17 protein-coding genes are annotated in these 15,765 nt (G+C 47.0%); 10 read left to right on the top strand and 7 right to left on the bottom strand.

Features of this window, described 5'->3' with window-relative positions; genetic code table 11:
- Positions 1-54 precede the first annotated feature (54 nt).
- Positions 55-855, top strand: a complete 801-nt coding sequence (locus BGP75_RS08185; RefSeq protein ID WP_076717455.1) for a flagellin — start codon at positions 55-57, stop codon at positions 853-855.
- Between the two features lie 207 nt (positions 856-1,062).
- Here BGP75_RS08185 and BGP75_RS27010 read toward each other — a convergent pair whose 3' ends face one another.
- Positions 1,063-1,209 (bottom strand): hypothetical protein, encoded by a 147-nt coding sequence (locus tag BGP75_RS27010; RefSeq protein ID WP_158070074.1) that lies wholly within the window; start codon positions 1,207-1,209, stop codon positions 1,063-1,065.
- A gap of 200 nt (positions 1,210-1,409) precedes the next feature.
- Positions 1,410-1,823, bottom strand: a complete 414-nt coding sequence (locus BGP75_RS08180; RefSeq protein WP_143821010.1) for a hypothetical protein — start codon at positions 1,821-1,823, stop codon at positions 1,410-1,412.
- A 176-nt stretch (positions 1,824-1,999) separates the two neighbouring features.
- On the opposite strand from BGP75_RS08180, the gene BGP75_RS08175 reads away from it, so the two are divergent.
- The 3 genes from BGP75_RS08175 (at position 2,000) to BGP75_RS08165 (ending at position 4,368) form a co-directional block, all read left to right on the top strand.
- On the top strand, positions 2,000-3,016 hold the full coding sequence (locus BGP75_RS08175; protein WP_076717450.1) for a GTP-binding protein: 1,017 nt from the start codon (positions 2,000-2,002) through the stop codon (positions 3,014-3,016).
- Positions 3,017-3,130: 114 nt separating this feature from the next.
- Positions 3,131-3,502, top strand: coding sequence for a glutathione S-transferase N-terminal domain-containing protein (locus tag BGP75_RS08170; protein ID WP_076717448.1), 372 nt, complete (start codon positions 3,131-3,133; stop codon positions 3,500-3,502).
- Between the two features lie 209 nt (positions 3,503-3,711).
- A complete protein-coding gene (locus BGP75_RS08165) occupies positions 3,712-4,368 on the top strand; it encodes a YigZ family protein (RefSeq protein ID WP_076717446.1) in 657 nt (218 codons plus the stop codon).
- A gap of 68 nt (positions 4,369-4,436) precedes the next feature.
- Here BGP75_RS08165 and BGP75_RS08160 read toward each other — a convergent pair whose 3' ends face one another.
- A complete protein-coding gene (locus BGP75_RS08160) occupies positions 4,437-5,291 on the bottom strand; it encodes a LysR family transcriptional regulator (RefSeq protein WP_076717444.1) in 855 nt (284 codons plus the stop codon).
- 176 nt (positions 5,292-5,467) lie between these two features.
- Here BGP75_RS08160 and BGP75_RS08155 point away from each other — a divergent pair, with 176 nt between their 5' ends.
- Complete coding sequence (locus BGP75_RS08155) at positions 5,468-6,679, top strand: YbfB/YjiJ family MFS transporter (RefSeq protein ID WP_076717442.1); 1,212 nt, start codon at positions 5,468-5,470, stop codon at positions 6,677-6,679.
- A 46-nt stretch (positions 6,680-6,725) separates the two neighbouring features.
- Positions 6,726-6,935 carry a 2-hydroxymuconate tautomerase family protein gene (locus BGP75_RS08150; RefSeq protein ID WP_076717440.1) on the top strand — a complete coding sequence of 70 codons (210 nt, stop codon included), beginning with the start codon at positions 6,726-6,728 and terminating at the stop codon, positions 6,933-6,935.
- A gap of 129 nt (positions 6,936-7,064) precedes the next feature.
- On the opposite strand, the gene BGP75_RS08145 is transcribed toward BGP75_RS08150, so the two are convergent.
- The 4 genes from BGP75_RS08145 to BGP75_RS08130 all read right to left on the bottom strand — a co-directional run bounded on the left by BGP75_RS08145 (position 7,065) and on the right by BGP75_RS08130 (position 10,997).
- Complete coding sequence (locus tag BGP75_RS08145; RefSeq protein ID WP_076717438.1) at positions 7,065-8,669, bottom strand: methyl-accepting chemotaxis protein; 1,605 nt, start codon at positions 8,667-8,669, stop codon at positions 7,065-7,067.
- A gap of 211 nt (positions 8,670-8,880) precedes the next feature.
- Positions 8,881-9,846 carry a hypothetical protein gene (locus tag BGP75_RS08140; protein WP_076717436.1) on the bottom strand — a complete coding sequence of 322 codons (966 nt, stop codon included), beginning with the start codon at positions 9,844-9,846 and terminating at the stop codon, positions 8,881-8,883.
- A 230-nt stretch (positions 9,847-10,076) separates the two neighbouring features.
- On the bottom strand, positions 10,077-10,508 hold the full coding sequence (locus BGP75_RS08135; protein WP_076717434.1) for a GNAT family N-acetyltransferase: 432 nt from the start codon (positions 10,506-10,508) through the stop codon (positions 10,077-10,079).
- A gap of 87 nt (positions 10,509-10,595) precedes the next feature.
- Positions 10,596-10,997 (bottom strand): thioesterase family protein, encoded by a 402-nt coding sequence (locus tag BGP75_RS08130; RefSeq protein WP_076717432.1) that lies wholly within the window; start codon positions 10,995-10,997, stop codon positions 10,596-10,598.
- A gap of 342 nt (positions 10,998-11,339) precedes the next feature.
- On the opposite strand from BGP75_RS08130, the gene BGP75_RS08120 reads away from it, so the two are divergent.
- From BGP75_RS08120 to BGP75_RS08105, 4 genes are all read left to right on the top strand, one after another.
- On the top strand, positions 11,340-11,639 hold the full coding sequence (locus tag BGP75_RS08120; protein WP_076717428.1) for a hypothetical protein: 300 nt from the start codon (positions 11,340-11,342) through the stop codon (positions 11,637-11,639).
- Positions 11,640-11,952: 313 nt separating this feature from the next.
- Positions 11,953-12,861 (top strand): AraC family transcriptional regulator, encoded by a 909-nt coding sequence (locus tag BGP75_RS08115; RefSeq protein WP_076717426.1) that lies wholly within the window; start codon positions 11,953-11,955, stop codon positions 12,859-12,861.
- 189 nt (positions 12,862-13,050) lie between these two features.
- A complete protein-coding gene (locus BGP75_RS08110) occupies positions 13,051-14,085 on the top strand; it encodes an NAD(P)-dependent alcohol dehydrogenase (protein ID WP_076717424.1) in 1,035 nt (344 codons plus the stop codon).
- 289 nt (positions 14,086-14,374) lie between these two features.
- Entirely contained in the window at positions 14,375-15,694 is a 1,320-nt protein-coding gene (locus BGP75_RS08105) for a sugar ABC transporter substrate-binding protein (RefSeq protein WP_076717421.1), read from the top strand.
- The last annotated feature ends 71 nt before the right edge of the window (positions 15,695-15,765 follow it).

The following is a 15,765-nucleotide window of genomic DNA, read 5'->3' as shown; positions in this document are numbered from 1 at the left end:
CTATTTTGATTGATAGCTTAAATTAAGACAGCAAATGGCTGATATGTAACAGTTATGGCGGTCGAGTTTAACCCTTCTATCTCGCAAACCATTAGTAATCGTCTGATAAGCAGCTCAGAACAGATCAGCAGTGGAAAGCGAATCAACTCTGCCAGCGATGATGTCGCTGGTTTCGGTGTGTCTGTCAAAATAAACACTCAAATCCGCTCACAGAATACAGCTGTCACCAATGCTATTAGCGGAATATCGTTATTGCAGACTGCTGATGCGGGATTACAGCAGCTTGGCGACGGCTTACAACGACTTCGAGAACTAACTATTCAGTCGGGCAACAGTATTCTCAATTCCTCTGACCGCCAGTCATTGCAGCAACAGGCAGACCAAATACTATTGCAAATACAAGAGAGCATTAACTCAACCAGCTTTAACGGATTACGCCCTCTTGCACAACAGGGTTCCACAGATTTGCAGATAGGCAGTCAGGCCGGCGACAACGTCAGCGTTCCCAGCTTTAATCTTAATCAAAGGCTGGATGATTTTGGTTTAAACAGCTTTGATCTCACAGATCCGACTCACTTTGAATCCTCGCTGTCTGCCTTAGATCAGTCTCTGAGTGTTATCGATTCGGCTGCAGCCGAGTTCGGAGCTTCTAGAAATCGATTGGATAGTGTTATCAACAATTTGCAGATTAGCAACGAGCAACAGGCAAAGTCGGCTTCCGCAATAGAAGATAGCGATGTGGCAAAAGCTATCAGTGAATTAATCCATAATCGCCTGCTTCAACAATCAATAATCGCGCTGCAAGCCCAGGCCAACAGTCAGCGGGGCGACGTATTAGCCCTGCTGTCCGGTTAGATGGATCTCTGAGGAATGTATATCTGGCGATTTTACTCGCGAGTGTCGAAAAGCTAAGCCCAGGAACAACAACAAACTGAACAAAGGCCAACAAATGAAACACTGGGAAAACAACTGCGAACAAGCCCTGAGACTGAATGACCTAATGGGGCATTATGGGCTTATCCGCAGATATTTGTAGCTATGGCCTTTCGCCAGAATACTTAGTTATGGCATTCTTTTATGCCGATAGTCGGAACTCGTTCGGCTACGAATACTTTGTTGTTTCATACGACTTTGATTTAGCGCACGTTGCTGGTTTATTTGCCATTTGCGCTGACTATTAGCCAGTTGTACAGAAGTCTGCTTTACCATGATATTCCCCATTCCATGCCTCTGTATTGAACCTGAGTCAAAAATTGACCCACACTCACAGCGGCATCATTCCAATCAGAACTTAAAACCAGGCAATGCTTTACAAAAGCAATGCGAACGTTTTACCGGATCTACATAGCGTGCCTCCCTGCAGACGAGAAAAACAACGCCTGAAACGAGTATGCACGGATATACAGGAATCAACTCAGGTATTGAGGAGGCGCCCTCATGGTAGGCGCGAAGATACTACGATGGGAATAACCCTGTTCGGCGGGCCTGATATCCTGATAATGAAGATCAGGCGTAGCACCAAAGACATTTCCCCCATCATGGGTAGAGGAAGCAAGTATGCTGTTTAGCAGGCAGGCGGGACAGTCGTACTGAACAGACGCTGCTGAGGTCGAAGATTCCTCATTAACAGCGCTGCCCTGAACGGAAAGAGCTTGCAGTCCGTTAAGAGTACAAACCAGAACATAACGCCCTTGGGCATCAGGTTTTAGAACTTTAGTGGCAATCAGAGGTTGAATAACCAATGCACTGGCAAACAGCAGCAGAGAAAAGGTTAGCCAACCTTTTCGAAGTCCTACCATCGCTTTCCAATTACAGGTCATCATAACATCCTGCACCACTGAAACTATTGGGTCCATCCCAAACCTGAGAACAAACTAACCGAACAGCAAAGCAAGCAAAATGATATGAATCAACTTTGGAATAATGACAGGACTTATTCAGCCGGTAATAATATGCTTCCAGGCTCCTCTACTATCAAACCCATACGGACCAACCAATCATGCTAAAGAATATCCCTGTCAATATTATCACGGGATTCCTGGGAGTCGGAAAAACGACTGCCATACAACAGCTACTGAAGCAGAAACCTGCTACCGAGAAGTGGGCAGTTCTGGTCAATGAGTTTGGTCAGATAGGCATAGACCAAACAGCTTTCAAACCTGAAGATGGCGTAACCATCAAAGAACTACCCGGTGGCTGTATTTGCTGTACCATGGGATTACCCTTAACAATGTCATTGGTGATGTTGCTACAGCGAAGTAAACCAGACCGGCTTATTATTGAGCCGACAGGGATAGGACACCCTGCCGGTATTATCGACACTTTACGCAGCGAGCCTTTTGCCGAAACGCTACAGATCCAGGCAACCATCTGTCTGGTCGATCCGCGAGCCCTCAGGGACTCCAAAATACTGGCTCACGAGACTTTTCAGGATCAGATTAATCTGGCCGATGTGCTGATATTGAATAAAACAGATATGGCAGATCAAGCACTGATCGAAGAAATGGAGCAGCGGGCCAACTCAATGTTTCCACCCAAAGAGCGAGTTATCAAAGCACAACAGGGATATTTTGACATCAGTGTATTGGACTTAGGCAGCGCTGATCTGAATGCTCAATACCCGGACGCTCATGCGCATGCAAAAGCACCAGAACACAGCCATTCTCACACACAGTTGCCTGAAACCAACGAGTCAACCCAAGAGCCAACGCCGGGTCATCCCGTTGTTTTGAACGGCAGCGGTTATGACAGAAACAGCTATGGCTGGCGGTTTCATGCCGATGACATTTTCGACTTAGATCGACTCAGTAACTGGTGTCGATCTAAACCGGCACTGGAACGCATTAAGGGGGTTTTTCGAACCGCCGAAGAATGGGTACTCATTAATCAGGTTCTGGGTGAACAAGTCGTATCTCCTATTGCCTGGCGAAAGGATTCACGCCTTGAAATAGTTTGCGCAGAAACACTTAATATCAATACGTTAAACGAAGAGCTGAAAGACTGCCTGCAAGTCTAATTACTTACGCGGAAAAAGGGCTCCATTTTCACAGTCAAGACTGCTAAAATGCGCCCTTTTTCCGCTCGTTGTTTTTCCGGCAACTGCTTATTGAGTTTATAATTGGAGGCTTGTATGGCTGCAATACGATGGGTTCTCGGTCGCATAATTCTGCTACTGGACTTTCTGACAACACCTAGAGGTATCAAACGCCCTGAACAACAACAAGCGTTACTGGATCAGCAAACATCTAAGCTAGCGCTTTATCAATATGCCGCCTGTCCTTTCTGTGTCAAAGTTCGAAGAGCCATGAAGCGCAATTCGCTGAAAGTGGAAACACGAGATGCCAAGCGTAACGAGCTATTTCGTCAGGAACTTCTGGAGGGAGGGGGTAAAGTGAAGGTCCCCTGCCTGAGAATTGTTGAGGAAAGTGGCGATGTCAAGTGGATGTACGAATCCTCCGATATTATCCGCTATCTGGAAGGAAAGTTTGTCGCTGCCGCATAAGGGTTTGCCAAAGGGTCGCACTGCTCAAGCAATGGGACCCTTCCCACAGATTCTGCACCACGAATAGGGTTTTATAGCGTTCCGCTTAACCCACGCAATTAAAAAAATCATGCCTTGTATTTTAGAGGTTGCATTCTATACATAGCATTGCAGACCTTGTATGGCCTCATGACAGATGGCATTCCTCTTTAATCTGGTAGAGTAAATCATTGAAACAACCTCGCAGCAGTAGCCATCATCCTTTTGAGGGCAATACGGGTCAGCCGGAGGCAGATTACACTGTTCCCGCTAAACGATCGGTGATTGAATACGAAATCAAGAAAAGCCGGTTTATTGCCTGGGCCTGTCCAGCCGGAGATCGAGCTACTGCAATGTCCGTTCTGGATGAGGCGCGAGCAGAGTATCCCGATGCCCGCCATCACTGCTGGGCTTACCTGATAGGCCCCCCTCATAGCCCGAAAACAGTTGCTATGTCCGATGATGGCGAACCGAGCGGAACGGCAGGCAAGCCAATTCTGAACGTACTTCAGCATAAAGACATAGGCAACGTTATGCTGGTAGTCATCCGCTATTTTGGAGGTATTAAGTTAGGGGCCGGAGGTCTCGTTCGCGCATACAGTCATGCTGCTCAGTTAGCAATGGTGCAACTCTCCACTAAACAGCATGTACAAATGATTAGCGTCGAAATTCGCTGTAACTTCTCGCGGGAACAGGATATCCGACACTGGCTTACAACTCACCAGGGATCTGTCAATGAAGTTTCCTACGAGACCGCCGTTATCATCCAAGCGGCTATCCCAGCCAAACATCAAGCCGAACTTACCCGGTTTACTGACAACCTCCAGATTCAATTAAAAACGCGATAAATACCGGGTAACGACAATGCCTATCTTCCCGCTGATTAATCAGCATAACGGATACTGACCGTTAGCGACTATGCAGCCACACTGGAATCCACCACCGCATTAGCCAGGGTCCCCATGCAGAGCATCGCCGGGCTTTCCCGATGAGAAACCATAACGGTAGGGATACGAGACAGGTGATCCGGAATTTCTTTAATAATCAGTTCATCCGCAAACCTTGAGTTTTCTACAACGGTTCGCGGCATCAGCGTACAGCCCAATCCCACCGTAACGCAGCCCAGAATTCCCTCCAAAGTACCTAATTCCATGACCTCTCCAATTTGCTGCCCTGACTCGCGCTTCCATGCCAGGGCTTTAGCACGATAAGCACAGCCCTCTCTGAACAGTATAAGAGTGCCCGAGGCATCCGGATGAAGTCGTGAGCGCACCAGAACAAGCTCTTCAACCAATATGGGTTCGACTAACAGATCACTGTGATCGATAGGTCCGCCCACAAATGCACAGTCCAATTTACAACAAAGCACTTTATTCAGCAGCTCTTGAGTCGTACTGGTCTCGACAGATAAATCCAACTCAGGGTGGAATACTCTTAACCGCTTTAATGCGCCAGGTAACCTAACTGCAGCGAATGTTTCCATACTACCGATACGCAGTAAACCAGTATTGCCACCAGCCTGACTAACCGCATTGCTGGCCTGCTTTTCCAGATACAGCATCTTTTGCGCGTATTCCATCAGTACCCGCCCTGCAGGCGCCAACTCCAACCCCCTTCCCTTGCGAAAAAACAAATCAACAGAAAGCTCCTCCTCCAAACGGCGTATACGGGTAGTCACATTGGACTGAACAGTATTTAACTTTTTGGAAGCTGAAAGAATGCCCCCTTCTTCTACAACGGCGATAAAAGTCTTTAATGCCAGTATTTCCACCAGTCCCTCCTTGCTCTTCGCATAGTTGATCGCTACGACTTTTTAATTTTGCTGTTACTCTGTCTTTGATTTCTTACAAATCTGTTTTACAGAACATAACGTTCGATATTATTCGATTGTACAGATAAATCAATAAGCCTACAGTAATGGCGTATCAAATTGGCGGGATAGCGAAAATGACAATGGAACTACAGCGTTTAAAAGTACTGGGGGCAGGTATTCTTAGTCTGGTCGTAATGCTTGGAGTAGCTCGATTTGCCTATACTCCATTAATACCGGTTATGGAGCTTCACGCAGGGCTTGGTACCGCACAAAGTGGCTGGCTGGCGACATTCAATTATATCGGTTATATGTGCGGCGCATTAATAGCAGCTTCGGTAAACAGCCTGATTACCAAGGATACACTCTATCGACTGGGACTCATCGTCGCGGTACTTACGACTGTGGGAATGGGTCTGACTGACAACTGGCTAATCTGGTCAATACTTCGTTTTTTAGCGGGCTTAAGCAGTGCTGCCGGCCTACTGATAGGCTCTGGACTGATTCTTAACTGGTTGATGCGCCATAACTATCATAGTGAACTGGGTATTCACTTTGCAGGTATGGGTATTGGCATAGCGTTTTGCTCAATCGCCGTCGAGCTGATGATCGATCACTTTAGCTGGGAGCAGCAATGGTTCATCTTTTCATTACTTGGAGTATTGATAGCAATTCCAGCCTGGCGCTGGTTGCCACGCCCCACCCTGGCAACATTAACTCAGCAGAATGCCAATCTTCAGGACAATCCACCGTCGATGGCTTTTATGATTCTGATGATGCTTGCGTATTTCTGTGCCGGTGTAGGGTATGTCATCAGCGCAACCTTTACCGTTGCCATTGCTGAACGATTACCCGAGGTTCAGGGTCTGGGTAATCTGGTATTCCTGATAGTGGGGGTTGCCGCTGCGCCCGCATGCATTCTCTGGGATTTTGTGGCTCGTAAAACAGGCATTCTGAACGCCCTGTTGATTGCCTATATCCTCCATATTGGAGGATTCTTAGCCCCAATCCTGGGATCAGGCTTACCTTCTCTACTGGTCAGTGCAGTTCTCTACGGTTTTACCTTCATAGGAATAGTCAGTCTGGTGCTTACCATGTCGGGTCGGTTCTACCCGAGTAAACCTGCAAAAATGATGGGGAAAATGACACTATCCTATGGTATCGCGCAGATCATAGCTCCGGCACTTACGGGACAGCTGGCGGAACAAACAGGTAGCTTTGACAGCGGCCTATACCTTGCCGTTGGCTTCACTGCGCTGGGTATAGCATTCTTGTTGCTAGCGAAAACTCTTGGTCATCAGGATCTTTCGACTAGCTTCACATCACAAAAAACCACCATTCAACGTTAACGACCTCCTTACTAATTGCCATCAATTAACCCAGGAACAGACCGCCATGCCTTATGTAAATTTTAAAATAACACGAGAAGGTGCAACAGCTGAGCAAAAAGCAGAGCTAATACGGGGTGCTACAGATTTACTTCAACGGGTACTTAATAAGAATCCCAAAACAACAGTGGTTGTCATTGATGAGGTGGAGACCGATAACTGGGGGATCGGAGGTGAGGTTGTAACCACCCTGCGTCGTCAGAACGCAGCAAAATAGCAGCAGATAATCCTGATTAAGATACCTTCTAAGGTACTGCTACCTTCGCAAATCAGGTTTCTTTTCTGGCGATCTAAGGTACCCAACACCGAGTGACGGGAGCAACTCCCCCATCACTCGGTATATTAGCTAAGACTCAGTGACTTTTAAGGCTCCAACCAAATCCAAAAGCTCATGAGCCTGAGCGGTCAGAGACTGCGAAACACCTCTAACGTCGGATGCGACCTGAGTGGTTTCGCCGGATGCTTGCGATATGTTGGCAATATTCTGATCCATTTCATTGGCGACCTGTGATTGCTCTTCAGCAGCGGTCGCAATCAGCGTATTCATTTCGACAATACTGTCCACCGCTCTCACAATTTCCTTAAGAGCAGCATCGGCTTCTTCTGTCTGAGTTGCACTGATCTGAGCCTGTTCAGTACTATTTTGCATGACGGATACAGCCTTGTTGGATTGCAGTTGCAATCGTTCAATAATCTTCTGAATTTCTTCAGTCGATTCTTGTGTCCGCTGTGCCAAGGTCCTGACTTCATCCGCAACAACTGCAAAACCTCGGCCTTGATCTCCCGCTCGAGCCGCTTCAATGGCAGCATTCAGTGCCAACAGGTTTGTTTGCTCTGCAATACCTGTAATAACGGTCAAGACGGAGCCAATCTCCTGGCTGTCTGCATCCAGCTGTTGCATGACTGAGACTGCCCCATTTAGCTGTTCAGACATACCCGTGATGTATTCCTTGGTTCTGCCGACTATCTGATGGCCCTCATGAGCCGCTGAATTCGCCTGCCCGGCAGCCTCGGAGGCCTGCCCCGCATTAGTCGCAACATCGCTGACAGTTGCTGACATTTCATTCATAGCGGTTGCGACCAGATCAATTTCCTGATTCTGACTCACGACCCCGTTTTCAGCCACACCAGCCGCCTGCGCCAGATGATCTGTCTGATCAGAAACCTGCTGGGATAACCGTTGAACGCCTCTGACAACATTCCCGACTTGATGAAGCATGTTATTGTAAGCACCAAACATCTGCCCTACTTCATTGTCACTGGTTTCTTCAGTAATCTGCTGAGAAAAGTCTCCACTGCCAACCGCATCCAGGCGAGATCGCAGCAGTTTGATCTGGCCCATCAGCCAGTGCATACCAAAAACCCGACTGACAAAAACAACTATCAAGATTCCCGCAGCCATCACAATCGCAAGTAGCTGCTGTTGCTTTAACTCCTCATTGGAGGCCGCAGTGATCATGCCGACGGCTTTATTCATTTCCTTAAGAATAACAGGGCTTTGCTTATGAAGAAGACCCAGGTTTTGTTTACTTGCGTCAACCAGGTAGTTATTGATTGTCTGCTTGTAATCAGTCCACAAGCTGCCGACATGTTCCAGTTGTTGAGATATCTGGGGCGTGGCTGGAGCGACAATGCCAGTGGACGGGTTTCCGTTAATCAGATCCTGATGAGAGCTCTCAAATAGTTGCATGGTCTTTTCCACCGCTACTTTCTGCTCGACACCCTGCACAACCATCAGCGTTTCCTTTGCCAATCGCTGACTCAGCATACGCTGGCGACCTGCGACATTGATGGTTTCAGCGCTGGCAGACATCGTCAAGTACAAAGAACCAACTGTTACTACTGCAAACAAGAAAATTAACAGATAAGACAACATGAACTGACTATCTATAGTCCTGAAGCCTATTGCTCTTAGACTACGATCTAATAAAAATGCGATTCTATACCGCATATCGATATCCTCTCCCTAGGTACTGCATCGTGAAATAATGGAAACCGCTAATAGTTTAAAAAGTTATGGATTAACCAATTACTTTGAGAATCAACTACTAGACGCTGAGTGATGATACTAAATCATACTGGAGCTTAGCTGAAATATCAGGGAATTATTGCGACATAAATCAATAAAATACCAACCCTGAAGCTATCTTAGCCAACAGATTCTAACTTTCAGGCGATAACATCCACTTACGAAGATCACCCAGGGTTCGGTGAATACTGTGACAACGTCCGCAGACTGTAAAACCAATCGCTCCCAGATGCTTTCCTGAAGCTTTAGGATCATGAGGCTCCACCAGAGTTTGTCGTAAAGATTGAAATTCAGCCACCAGATCAGCACCTAATATACGCTCAGTACTCGCCTCATCCCGATGACAGTTGGAGCAACTAACCGCCAGGTCCTGAAGTTCCAGCTCCAGTATCTCAGTGGTTTTACGAGCCTCTTCAATGAAACCATCCTCGCGTTTTAATTTCAGCAGTCCGAGCGTTGTAGAAATCTTCTGCATCATCTTTGGATAGCTTAAAGATTCTCCTGTAGCAGAATCAGAAACCATGACCCTTGCATAATCAGGACTCCGGTATATTGCCGTGACAAGAGGTTGCCACTGCTGATGACAAGCATCACAAAATTTCTGCAGCCGCTGCCGCTGATCAGCCACCTTTTCAAGATTGCCATTCTGCGCCGCCTCATGCAGCGAAACCGATATATGCTGACGAGAGGCATCACGCCATTCTGGGACCATTTCTGGAAGTTTAGCGTAAGTACTCTGCAAAGTATCCGCCCACTTACGAACCAAAGCAGGATCATTTTGCTGGAGGTAATAATCAATTGCTTGCATTGCTTGTCGCAGCTTGAACATGGAGTGCAGCCAGACCTGTCGCTTATTCTGTGGCTTATACCACTTTGCCAGAGAATCAGGGGGCAAAACCACTTCCCATCCAGGCTCAACTGGCTGAGTATGGTCAATAACAGCTACCGGCTGAGGATCTTCTGCAATTTTATTTTGAATCACAGGAGGTTGGGCAGCTTCGACAACGCTCATGTATACCGAGCCGAACAGCAAAGACACACAGATCAGCCACTTTCTGATCCCTCTAACATGACCTGTTTCAGTGCTGTTTATTCTCAAATCAATATACCTGTGATGTATTAGGAAACCTTCGAATTAATCCATTATGTTCCCAGCGACAACTCTGGGGCCTTCAGAGCCTGGGTTACAGTAGTCAATAGCCTGTATTTAGCGATTAAAAATCTAGCGACTGTCCGCAAAATAATCCTTGATTAAAATCATTCAGCCACATATTCAAAGACCCGCTTGATAAGGTCACACACTGATACGGTTCCTACCGCATCGACCCCTCAAACAATTGATTTGTCAAAAACCACCTGCTCCTTTGTGCAGAAGAAACCTGAGCGCTGGTAAAAACTCCGTGCCCTGGCGCGCTGGGAACGGGTCCGAACCCTTAACTTCTGAATGCCCTGTGACCGTACCCAACTCTCTGCTTCATTTAACAAACCTAAGCCAATCCCCTGCCCTCTCATAGGACCATGAACCACAAAACCTCCGATTTCTGCAAAAGTTTCAGATTCCACACGGACAGCCTTAAAAACATGAATCCAGCCAACAATGCTTTTGTCATCAGATTCAGCCACTAACAGTAAATGATCACCGGACTGCAAAATAGCACTAAGATTCTTCGTCAATGAATGGCGGCTAACGGCATAGCCAAGCTCCTCAGTTAAGCTTGCGATCTCTGCCTGATCATTGCTGCAGGCTAATCTAACATTCATCGCACCTCCTCTTGGTTCCGTTCCACTTCACTGGTTCGACAGCATCCTTGCCGATTCGGGGTCTTCCTGAGTATTTCCAATTTGTTGTTACTGATTCAATAGAGGCTCCAGCTCTTGAGGGATGGATGGACGCCCTCGTTCATTTAAAGCTGTCCCCATGATTTTTGCTTTTAGCACCAGCTTACCATCCGAGCTTCTGACAATATCCTGATAGAAAGCAAATCGTGCTTTAGATTCCCTGACCATGTTGACACCAATCTCAAAACGATCACCACTGGTTAACGGCAGCTTGTAATCCAGTTCTGCCCGGATGACCACCAGATTAATTCCTCGGCTGGCCAGATCGGCAAAATCAAGACCAATTTCCTTTAGATATTCATGCCGGGCATGCTCCAGGTAATTCTGATATACGCCATTATTAACAATGCCTTGAATATCGCACTCATAATCTCGCACATCCATGGTCAAACTATATGCGTAACCTGTCATCCTATCTCCTAAGTAATCGGGGAACCTGCGAAAAGTTCATTGGGTCTCGGCCTACCGGGCCCGCTGAGAACATGAATGGACCTGGTCGCAGTTCCTTAGTTTTGTTAACAATAATTTTTCCGTTGAACGCCCACAGAGAGAATAATGCCTGTGCCAGATTTATATTTATACAGAAAAGACCAATCTCGGGGTGTTCTAGCAGCATTTTCGGTCTAGAATATGCGAGTAGGTTTGCACACATGCAACGGTAACTTTTTCAGTCGTTATTTGATGCATTCAGTAGCATGATTTACATGCAGTTACCGAATTAATCCCTGTAAAGCAGTAGATAAAGGAGTCAGAATGGCCGGCAATTTCAAAGGAGGGCGCAGAACAAAAGCCCCCAAGAGCATTGGCAGAGGGATGCTTGAGGCAGTGACAACTGACGGTCCTTTTAATGAGTGGGTGGGGATGCCTCCTTATTACATACACCACCTAACTATTGATGCTGAAGAATATTCTTACATGTCAGCAGACAAAGACCTGGAAATTGAGTTAGGTAAAAAGGTCACTTTTCGCTACAAGGAAACATCCAAAGGAAAAATGATCGACAAGCGCTCCCTCGGTGTTGTAATTGACCCCAGTGAACTGGAAAACTCCTGAACTTCCCCCGGACAAAATCCCCTTCTAAGAAATACCAGAGAAAGCAGCACTGGAGATCAATATCTCTGGCGCTGCTTTCTCCATACTTTTATGTAGACCACTGTGAATCGGTGTGAACATCTATCACCCTGCTCGCACCCGACTATAACCAGCTTTTCCATTTCCCGCCAGCTCAGCAGTCAGCCTCTCTTCCTAAACCTATAGCAAAATAGTATTGGTTCTGGTCATTATTCATACTTGCAATGCTAGTCACTGTATTTCCTATAATAGAGTCTTAAACTGTCTTAGTATGATTCAACAAAAGAAACAGGGTATGAGCCAAGACAAACAACAGCTAAGGCCCGAGTTCGAATGGGTTGAACAGCAAGGAAATCAATCAATACGCTACCTTGAACATGGAGCGCCAAGCCCGCTTATTCGTTGGCATTATCACAAGGAGTATGAACTCCATCTGGTTAAAACCACTTCGGGAAAAATGTTTGTAGGTGACTACATTGGCAACTTTGCTCCAGGTAACCTTGTTCTTACAGGGCCGGATTTACCCCACAACTGGATCAGTCGTATGGAAGATGGGGAAGACGTTGAAATCCGAGACAAAGTAGTACAATTCAGCCCGGAATTTATCACTAACTGCCAGACGTTAATGCCGGAGTTTACCATTATCGCTCCAATGCTGGAGCGTGCTCGCTTTGGAATTCAGTTTTATGACCCTGACAGGGTGCAGATGGCAGAGCAACTCATAGATCAGCTCTCATCTGCCCAAAGCATGAAACGCCTGGTGCTTTTTTTCCAGATTCTGGAATTACTCGCTACAACAGATGCATACCATATTTTGTCCAGCGACCACCACAAGCCCTTGATCGACGAAAAAAATCTGGTCTGGGTCAACCATGCCGTGAACTACATTTTCGAGCACTATGACCGCGAGTTGACGCTGGAAGAAGTAGCCAATCATATGAGTATGGGGACCACTTATTTTTCCAAGTATTTCAAGCGAGCATCGGGGCACCGTTTTATCGAATTCGTCAACCGATTACGGGTTCACAAAGCCTGTGAGTTATTAGCCCACGGTGAAGATCCCATTACTGAGATCTGTTTTCAAGTCGGTTTCAATAATATTTCCAATTTCAACCGGCGCTTTATCAACTTAAAGGGCATGACCCCCAGAGAATACCGAAGAACATCGCAGACCGGCCTCTATACCAGCCCTGCTAACCAGTAACCTGTAGTTTTCTGCTATCCATAGTCACAATCGTATGTCTATTGCCTCTTATATAGGACACTAGACAAAAATGTACAGGTATAGCACCGACCTTGTATTTGTATGCCTATCCGATGCGCTATGTAATGACCCCTAAACAACTCCATCTGTAAAAAGATGGCTGGGGAACCTTATTCGGCGAGGCACATTATGCAAGCACTGATTTTAGAACAAACCCGCAATCTGGCGATACGGGATATTACCATTGACGAACCATTGGGAAACCAGGATGTTCGAATCGCTATTCGGAATGTTGGAATATGTGGCAGTGATGTACATTATTTTAAGCATGGCCGCATAGGACCCTTTGTTGTCAGGGAACCCATGGTCTTGGGCCATGAAGCATCAGGTCAAGTGCTGGAAGTCGGTGCAGAAGTACAACACCTTAAGCCTGGAGACCGGGTTTGTATGGAACCAGGCATCCCAGATCTGTGCTCCCGTGCAAGCCTGGAAGGTCATTATAATCTGGACCCTTCGGTAAGATTCTGGGCAACACCTCCAGTACATGGATGCCTTCGACCGCAAGTAGTGCACCCTGCCAATTTCTGCTTCAAGCTGGCAGATAGCGTCAGTTATAGTGAGGGGGCACTGGTAGAACCTCTGGCTACAGGTATGCAGGCAGCAGAAAAAGCCCGTATACGCCCGGGCGATACGGCTGTCGTTATTGGCGCCGGAACCATTGGAATAATGACCGCCCTGGCCGCCCTGGCCGGAGGCTGCAGCCGTGTAGTGATTGCTGATCTGGTACCGGAAAAGTTAGCAATTGCAGGAGGTTACAACGGCATCATCCCCGTAAACGTTGCTCAGCAGTCACTGACGGAAGTGATCAGCAATCTAACCGATCAATGGGGAGCCCAGATTGTCTTCGAAGCCTCGGGAAACCCAAAAGCCTACGACGAGCTGTTCAAGCTATTATGCCCCGGCGGCTGCGTCACTCTGGTGGGTATGCCACTCCAAAAGGTCCCGCTAGACATTGTTTCAATGCAGGCAAAAGAACTGCGCTTTGAGTCAGTCTTTCGTTACGCCAACCAATTTCCCCGAGCATTGGCTTTAATGGCTTCCGGCAAACTGAACCTGGAACCATTAATCTCAGCAGTTTTTCCGTTTAAACAGGGTGTAGATGCATTTGAACGAGCAGCCCGCGCGGAACCTAACGATGTCAAGATTCAGATTTGCTTTGAGTAATGAATAGACATCACAGCTAAACGATACTACTAACCAATACTATATAGACACATAAAAAAGAGAGCCATTAGGCGTTAAACAGGACAAATTGGAGAAAACAGACATCGGGCTCTCAAAGCGGATGGCAAAAATATACATATTTAGCTAAAGCACAGTATTTGTTTAAAAACCATTACAAGCGTGTAATAAAGGAACCCAGGCCACTTGCGGATTACTTCAAAAAAACAAGTGCAAGGGTAGACCAGTCAGAACCGACTCACTTTACAAAAACAACTACGGGGTTCTCAGAATGATTAAGAATAAAGTCCTAAGTGCACTTGTGGCGGCCGGTATGCTCACTAGCCTGAGCTTAGCTGAAGCGGCAACCACAGTCACCATAGGTACAGTAAACAACGGCGATATGATTCGCATGCAGAGCCTGACTAACGAGTTTGAAAAGGCTCATCCAGACATAAAGCTCGACTGGGTGGTGCTGGAAGAAAACGTTTTACGCCAACGCCTGACTACCGATATCGCAACTAAAGGTGGTCAGTTTGACGTAATGACCATAGGCATGTACGAAGCCCCTATCTGGGGCAAGAAAGGCTGGCTGACAGCGATGGAACAGCTGCCTGCTGACTATGATATCAACGATGTATTCCCTGCTGTACGAGACGGGCTTTCTGCCGACGGCACCCTTTACGCGCTGCCTTTTTATGCTGAGAGTTCCATGACTTATTACCGTAAAGACCTGTTTGCTGAAAACGGGCTTTCGATGCCAGGTCAGCCGACATGGGATCAAATTAAAGGATTCGCCCAGAAGTTACATAAGCCCGAACAAGGCCAATATGGTATCTGCCTGCGCGGAAAGGCTGGCTGGGGCGAGAATATGGCCTTTCTCACCACAATGTCCAACACCTTTGGAGCCCGCTGGTTTGACGAAAAATGGCAGCCAGAATTCACTGGAGAAGCCTGGACCAACACTGTTAACTTTTACGTTGATCTGCTAGGTAATTACGGTCCTCCGGGAGCGTCATCAAACGGATTCAACGAAAACCTTGCCCTGTTTAACAGTGGTAAGTGTGGAATGTGGATGGACGCAACTGTCGCCGGCTCCTTTGTCACCGATAGCAAGCAAAGCAAAGTTGCAGATAAAGTTGGATTTGCTTTGGCACCCAGCCAGGTTACCACCAAAGGTGCTGGCTGGTTATGGTCATGGGCCTTGGCTATCCCTGAAACCTCTGACGCCAAGTCAGCCGCCAAAACATTTGTCACCTGGGCTACCTCTAAGGAATACAGTGGGTTAGTCGCAAAAACCAGCGGTATCGCCAATATTCCACCAGGAACCCGGAAATCCACTTACGCCAATCACAAATATATGGAAGCAGCTCCCTTCGCTGAAAAAACACTGGAAGCAATGTCTAGCGCCGATCCGGAAAATTCTACGCTAAAACCCAAGCCATACGTGGGTGTACAGTTTGCGGCCATTCCCGAGTTTCAGGCGATCGCCACCCAGGTAGGTAAGTTGATCTCCGGTGCTCTGGCCGGTTCCATGTCAGTCGATAAAGCACTTGCCAGTGCTCAGAAGGTAACTACACGAGAAATGAAACGGGCTCGTTACTATAAGTAGCGAAGTCATTAGCCATTTGCGCTGAAGACAACCACCCGTTTTGTATCGCTTGATCTCAGGGTCATCAACCG

Source organism: Motiliproteus sp. MSK22-1 (genome assembly GCF_001968815.1).
Taxonomy (GTDB): Bacteria; Pseudomonadota; Gammaproteobacteria; order Pseudomonadales; family Balneatricaceae; genus Motiliproteus.
Note: the sequence above shows the minus strand (reverse complement) of the source record. Positions and strands in the feature narration are given on the sequence as shown.

Coding starts and splice junctions, on each gene's coding strand:
- BGP75_RS08185 (WP_076717455.1), top strand. CDS start 55: ATGGCGGTCGAGTTTAACCCTTCTATCTCGCAAACCATTAGTAATCGT.
- BGP75_RS27010 (WP_158070074.1), bottom strand. CDS start 1,209: ATGGTAAAGCAGACTTCTGTACAACTGGCTAATAGTCAGCGCAAATGG.
- BGP75_RS08180 (WP_143821010.1), bottom strand. CDS start 1,823: ATGATGACCTGTAATTGGAAAGCGATGGTAGGACTTCGAAAAGGTTGG.
- BGP75_RS08175 (WP_076717450.1), top strand. CDS start 2,000: ATGCTAAAGAATATCCCTGTCAATATTATCACGGGATTCCTGGGAGTC.
- BGP75_RS08170 (WP_076717448.1), top strand. CDS start 3,131: ATGGCTGCAATACGATGGGTTCTCGGTCGCATAATTCTGCTACTGGAC.
- BGP75_RS08155 (WP_076717442.1), top strand. CDS start 5,468: ATGACAATGGAACTACAGCGTTTAAAAGTACTGGGGGCAGGTATTCTT.
- BGP75_RS08150 (WP_076717440.1), top strand. CDS start 6,726: ATGCCTTATGTAAATTTTAAAATAACACGAGAAGGTGCAACAGCTGAG.
- BGP75_RS08145 (WP_076717438.1), bottom strand. CDS start 8,669: ATGCGGTATAGAATCGCATTTTTATTAGATCGTAGTCTAAGAGCAATA.
- BGP75_RS08135 (WP_076717434.1), bottom strand. CDS start 10,508: ATGAATGTTAGATTAGCCTGCAGCAATGATCAGGCAGAGATCGCAAGC.
- BGP75_RS08130 (WP_076717432.1), bottom strand. CDS start 10,997: ATGACAGGTTACGCATATAGTTTGACCATGGATGTGCGAGATTATGAG.
- BGP75_RS08120 (WP_076717428.1), top strand. CDS start 11,340: ATGGCCGGCAATTTCAAAGGAGGGCGCAGAACAAAAGCCCCCAAGAGC.
- BGP75_RS08115 (WP_076717426.1), top strand. CDS start 11,953: ATGAGCCAAGACAAACAACAGCTAAGGCCCGAGTTCGAATGGGTTGAA.
- BGP75_RS08110 (WP_076717424.1), top strand. CDS start 13,051: ATGCAAGCACTGATTTTAGAACAAACCCGCAATCTGGCGATACGGGAT.
- BGP75_RS08105 (WP_076717421.1), top strand. CDS start 14,375: ATGATTAAGAATAAAGTCCTAAGTGCACTTGTGGCGGCCGGTATGCTC.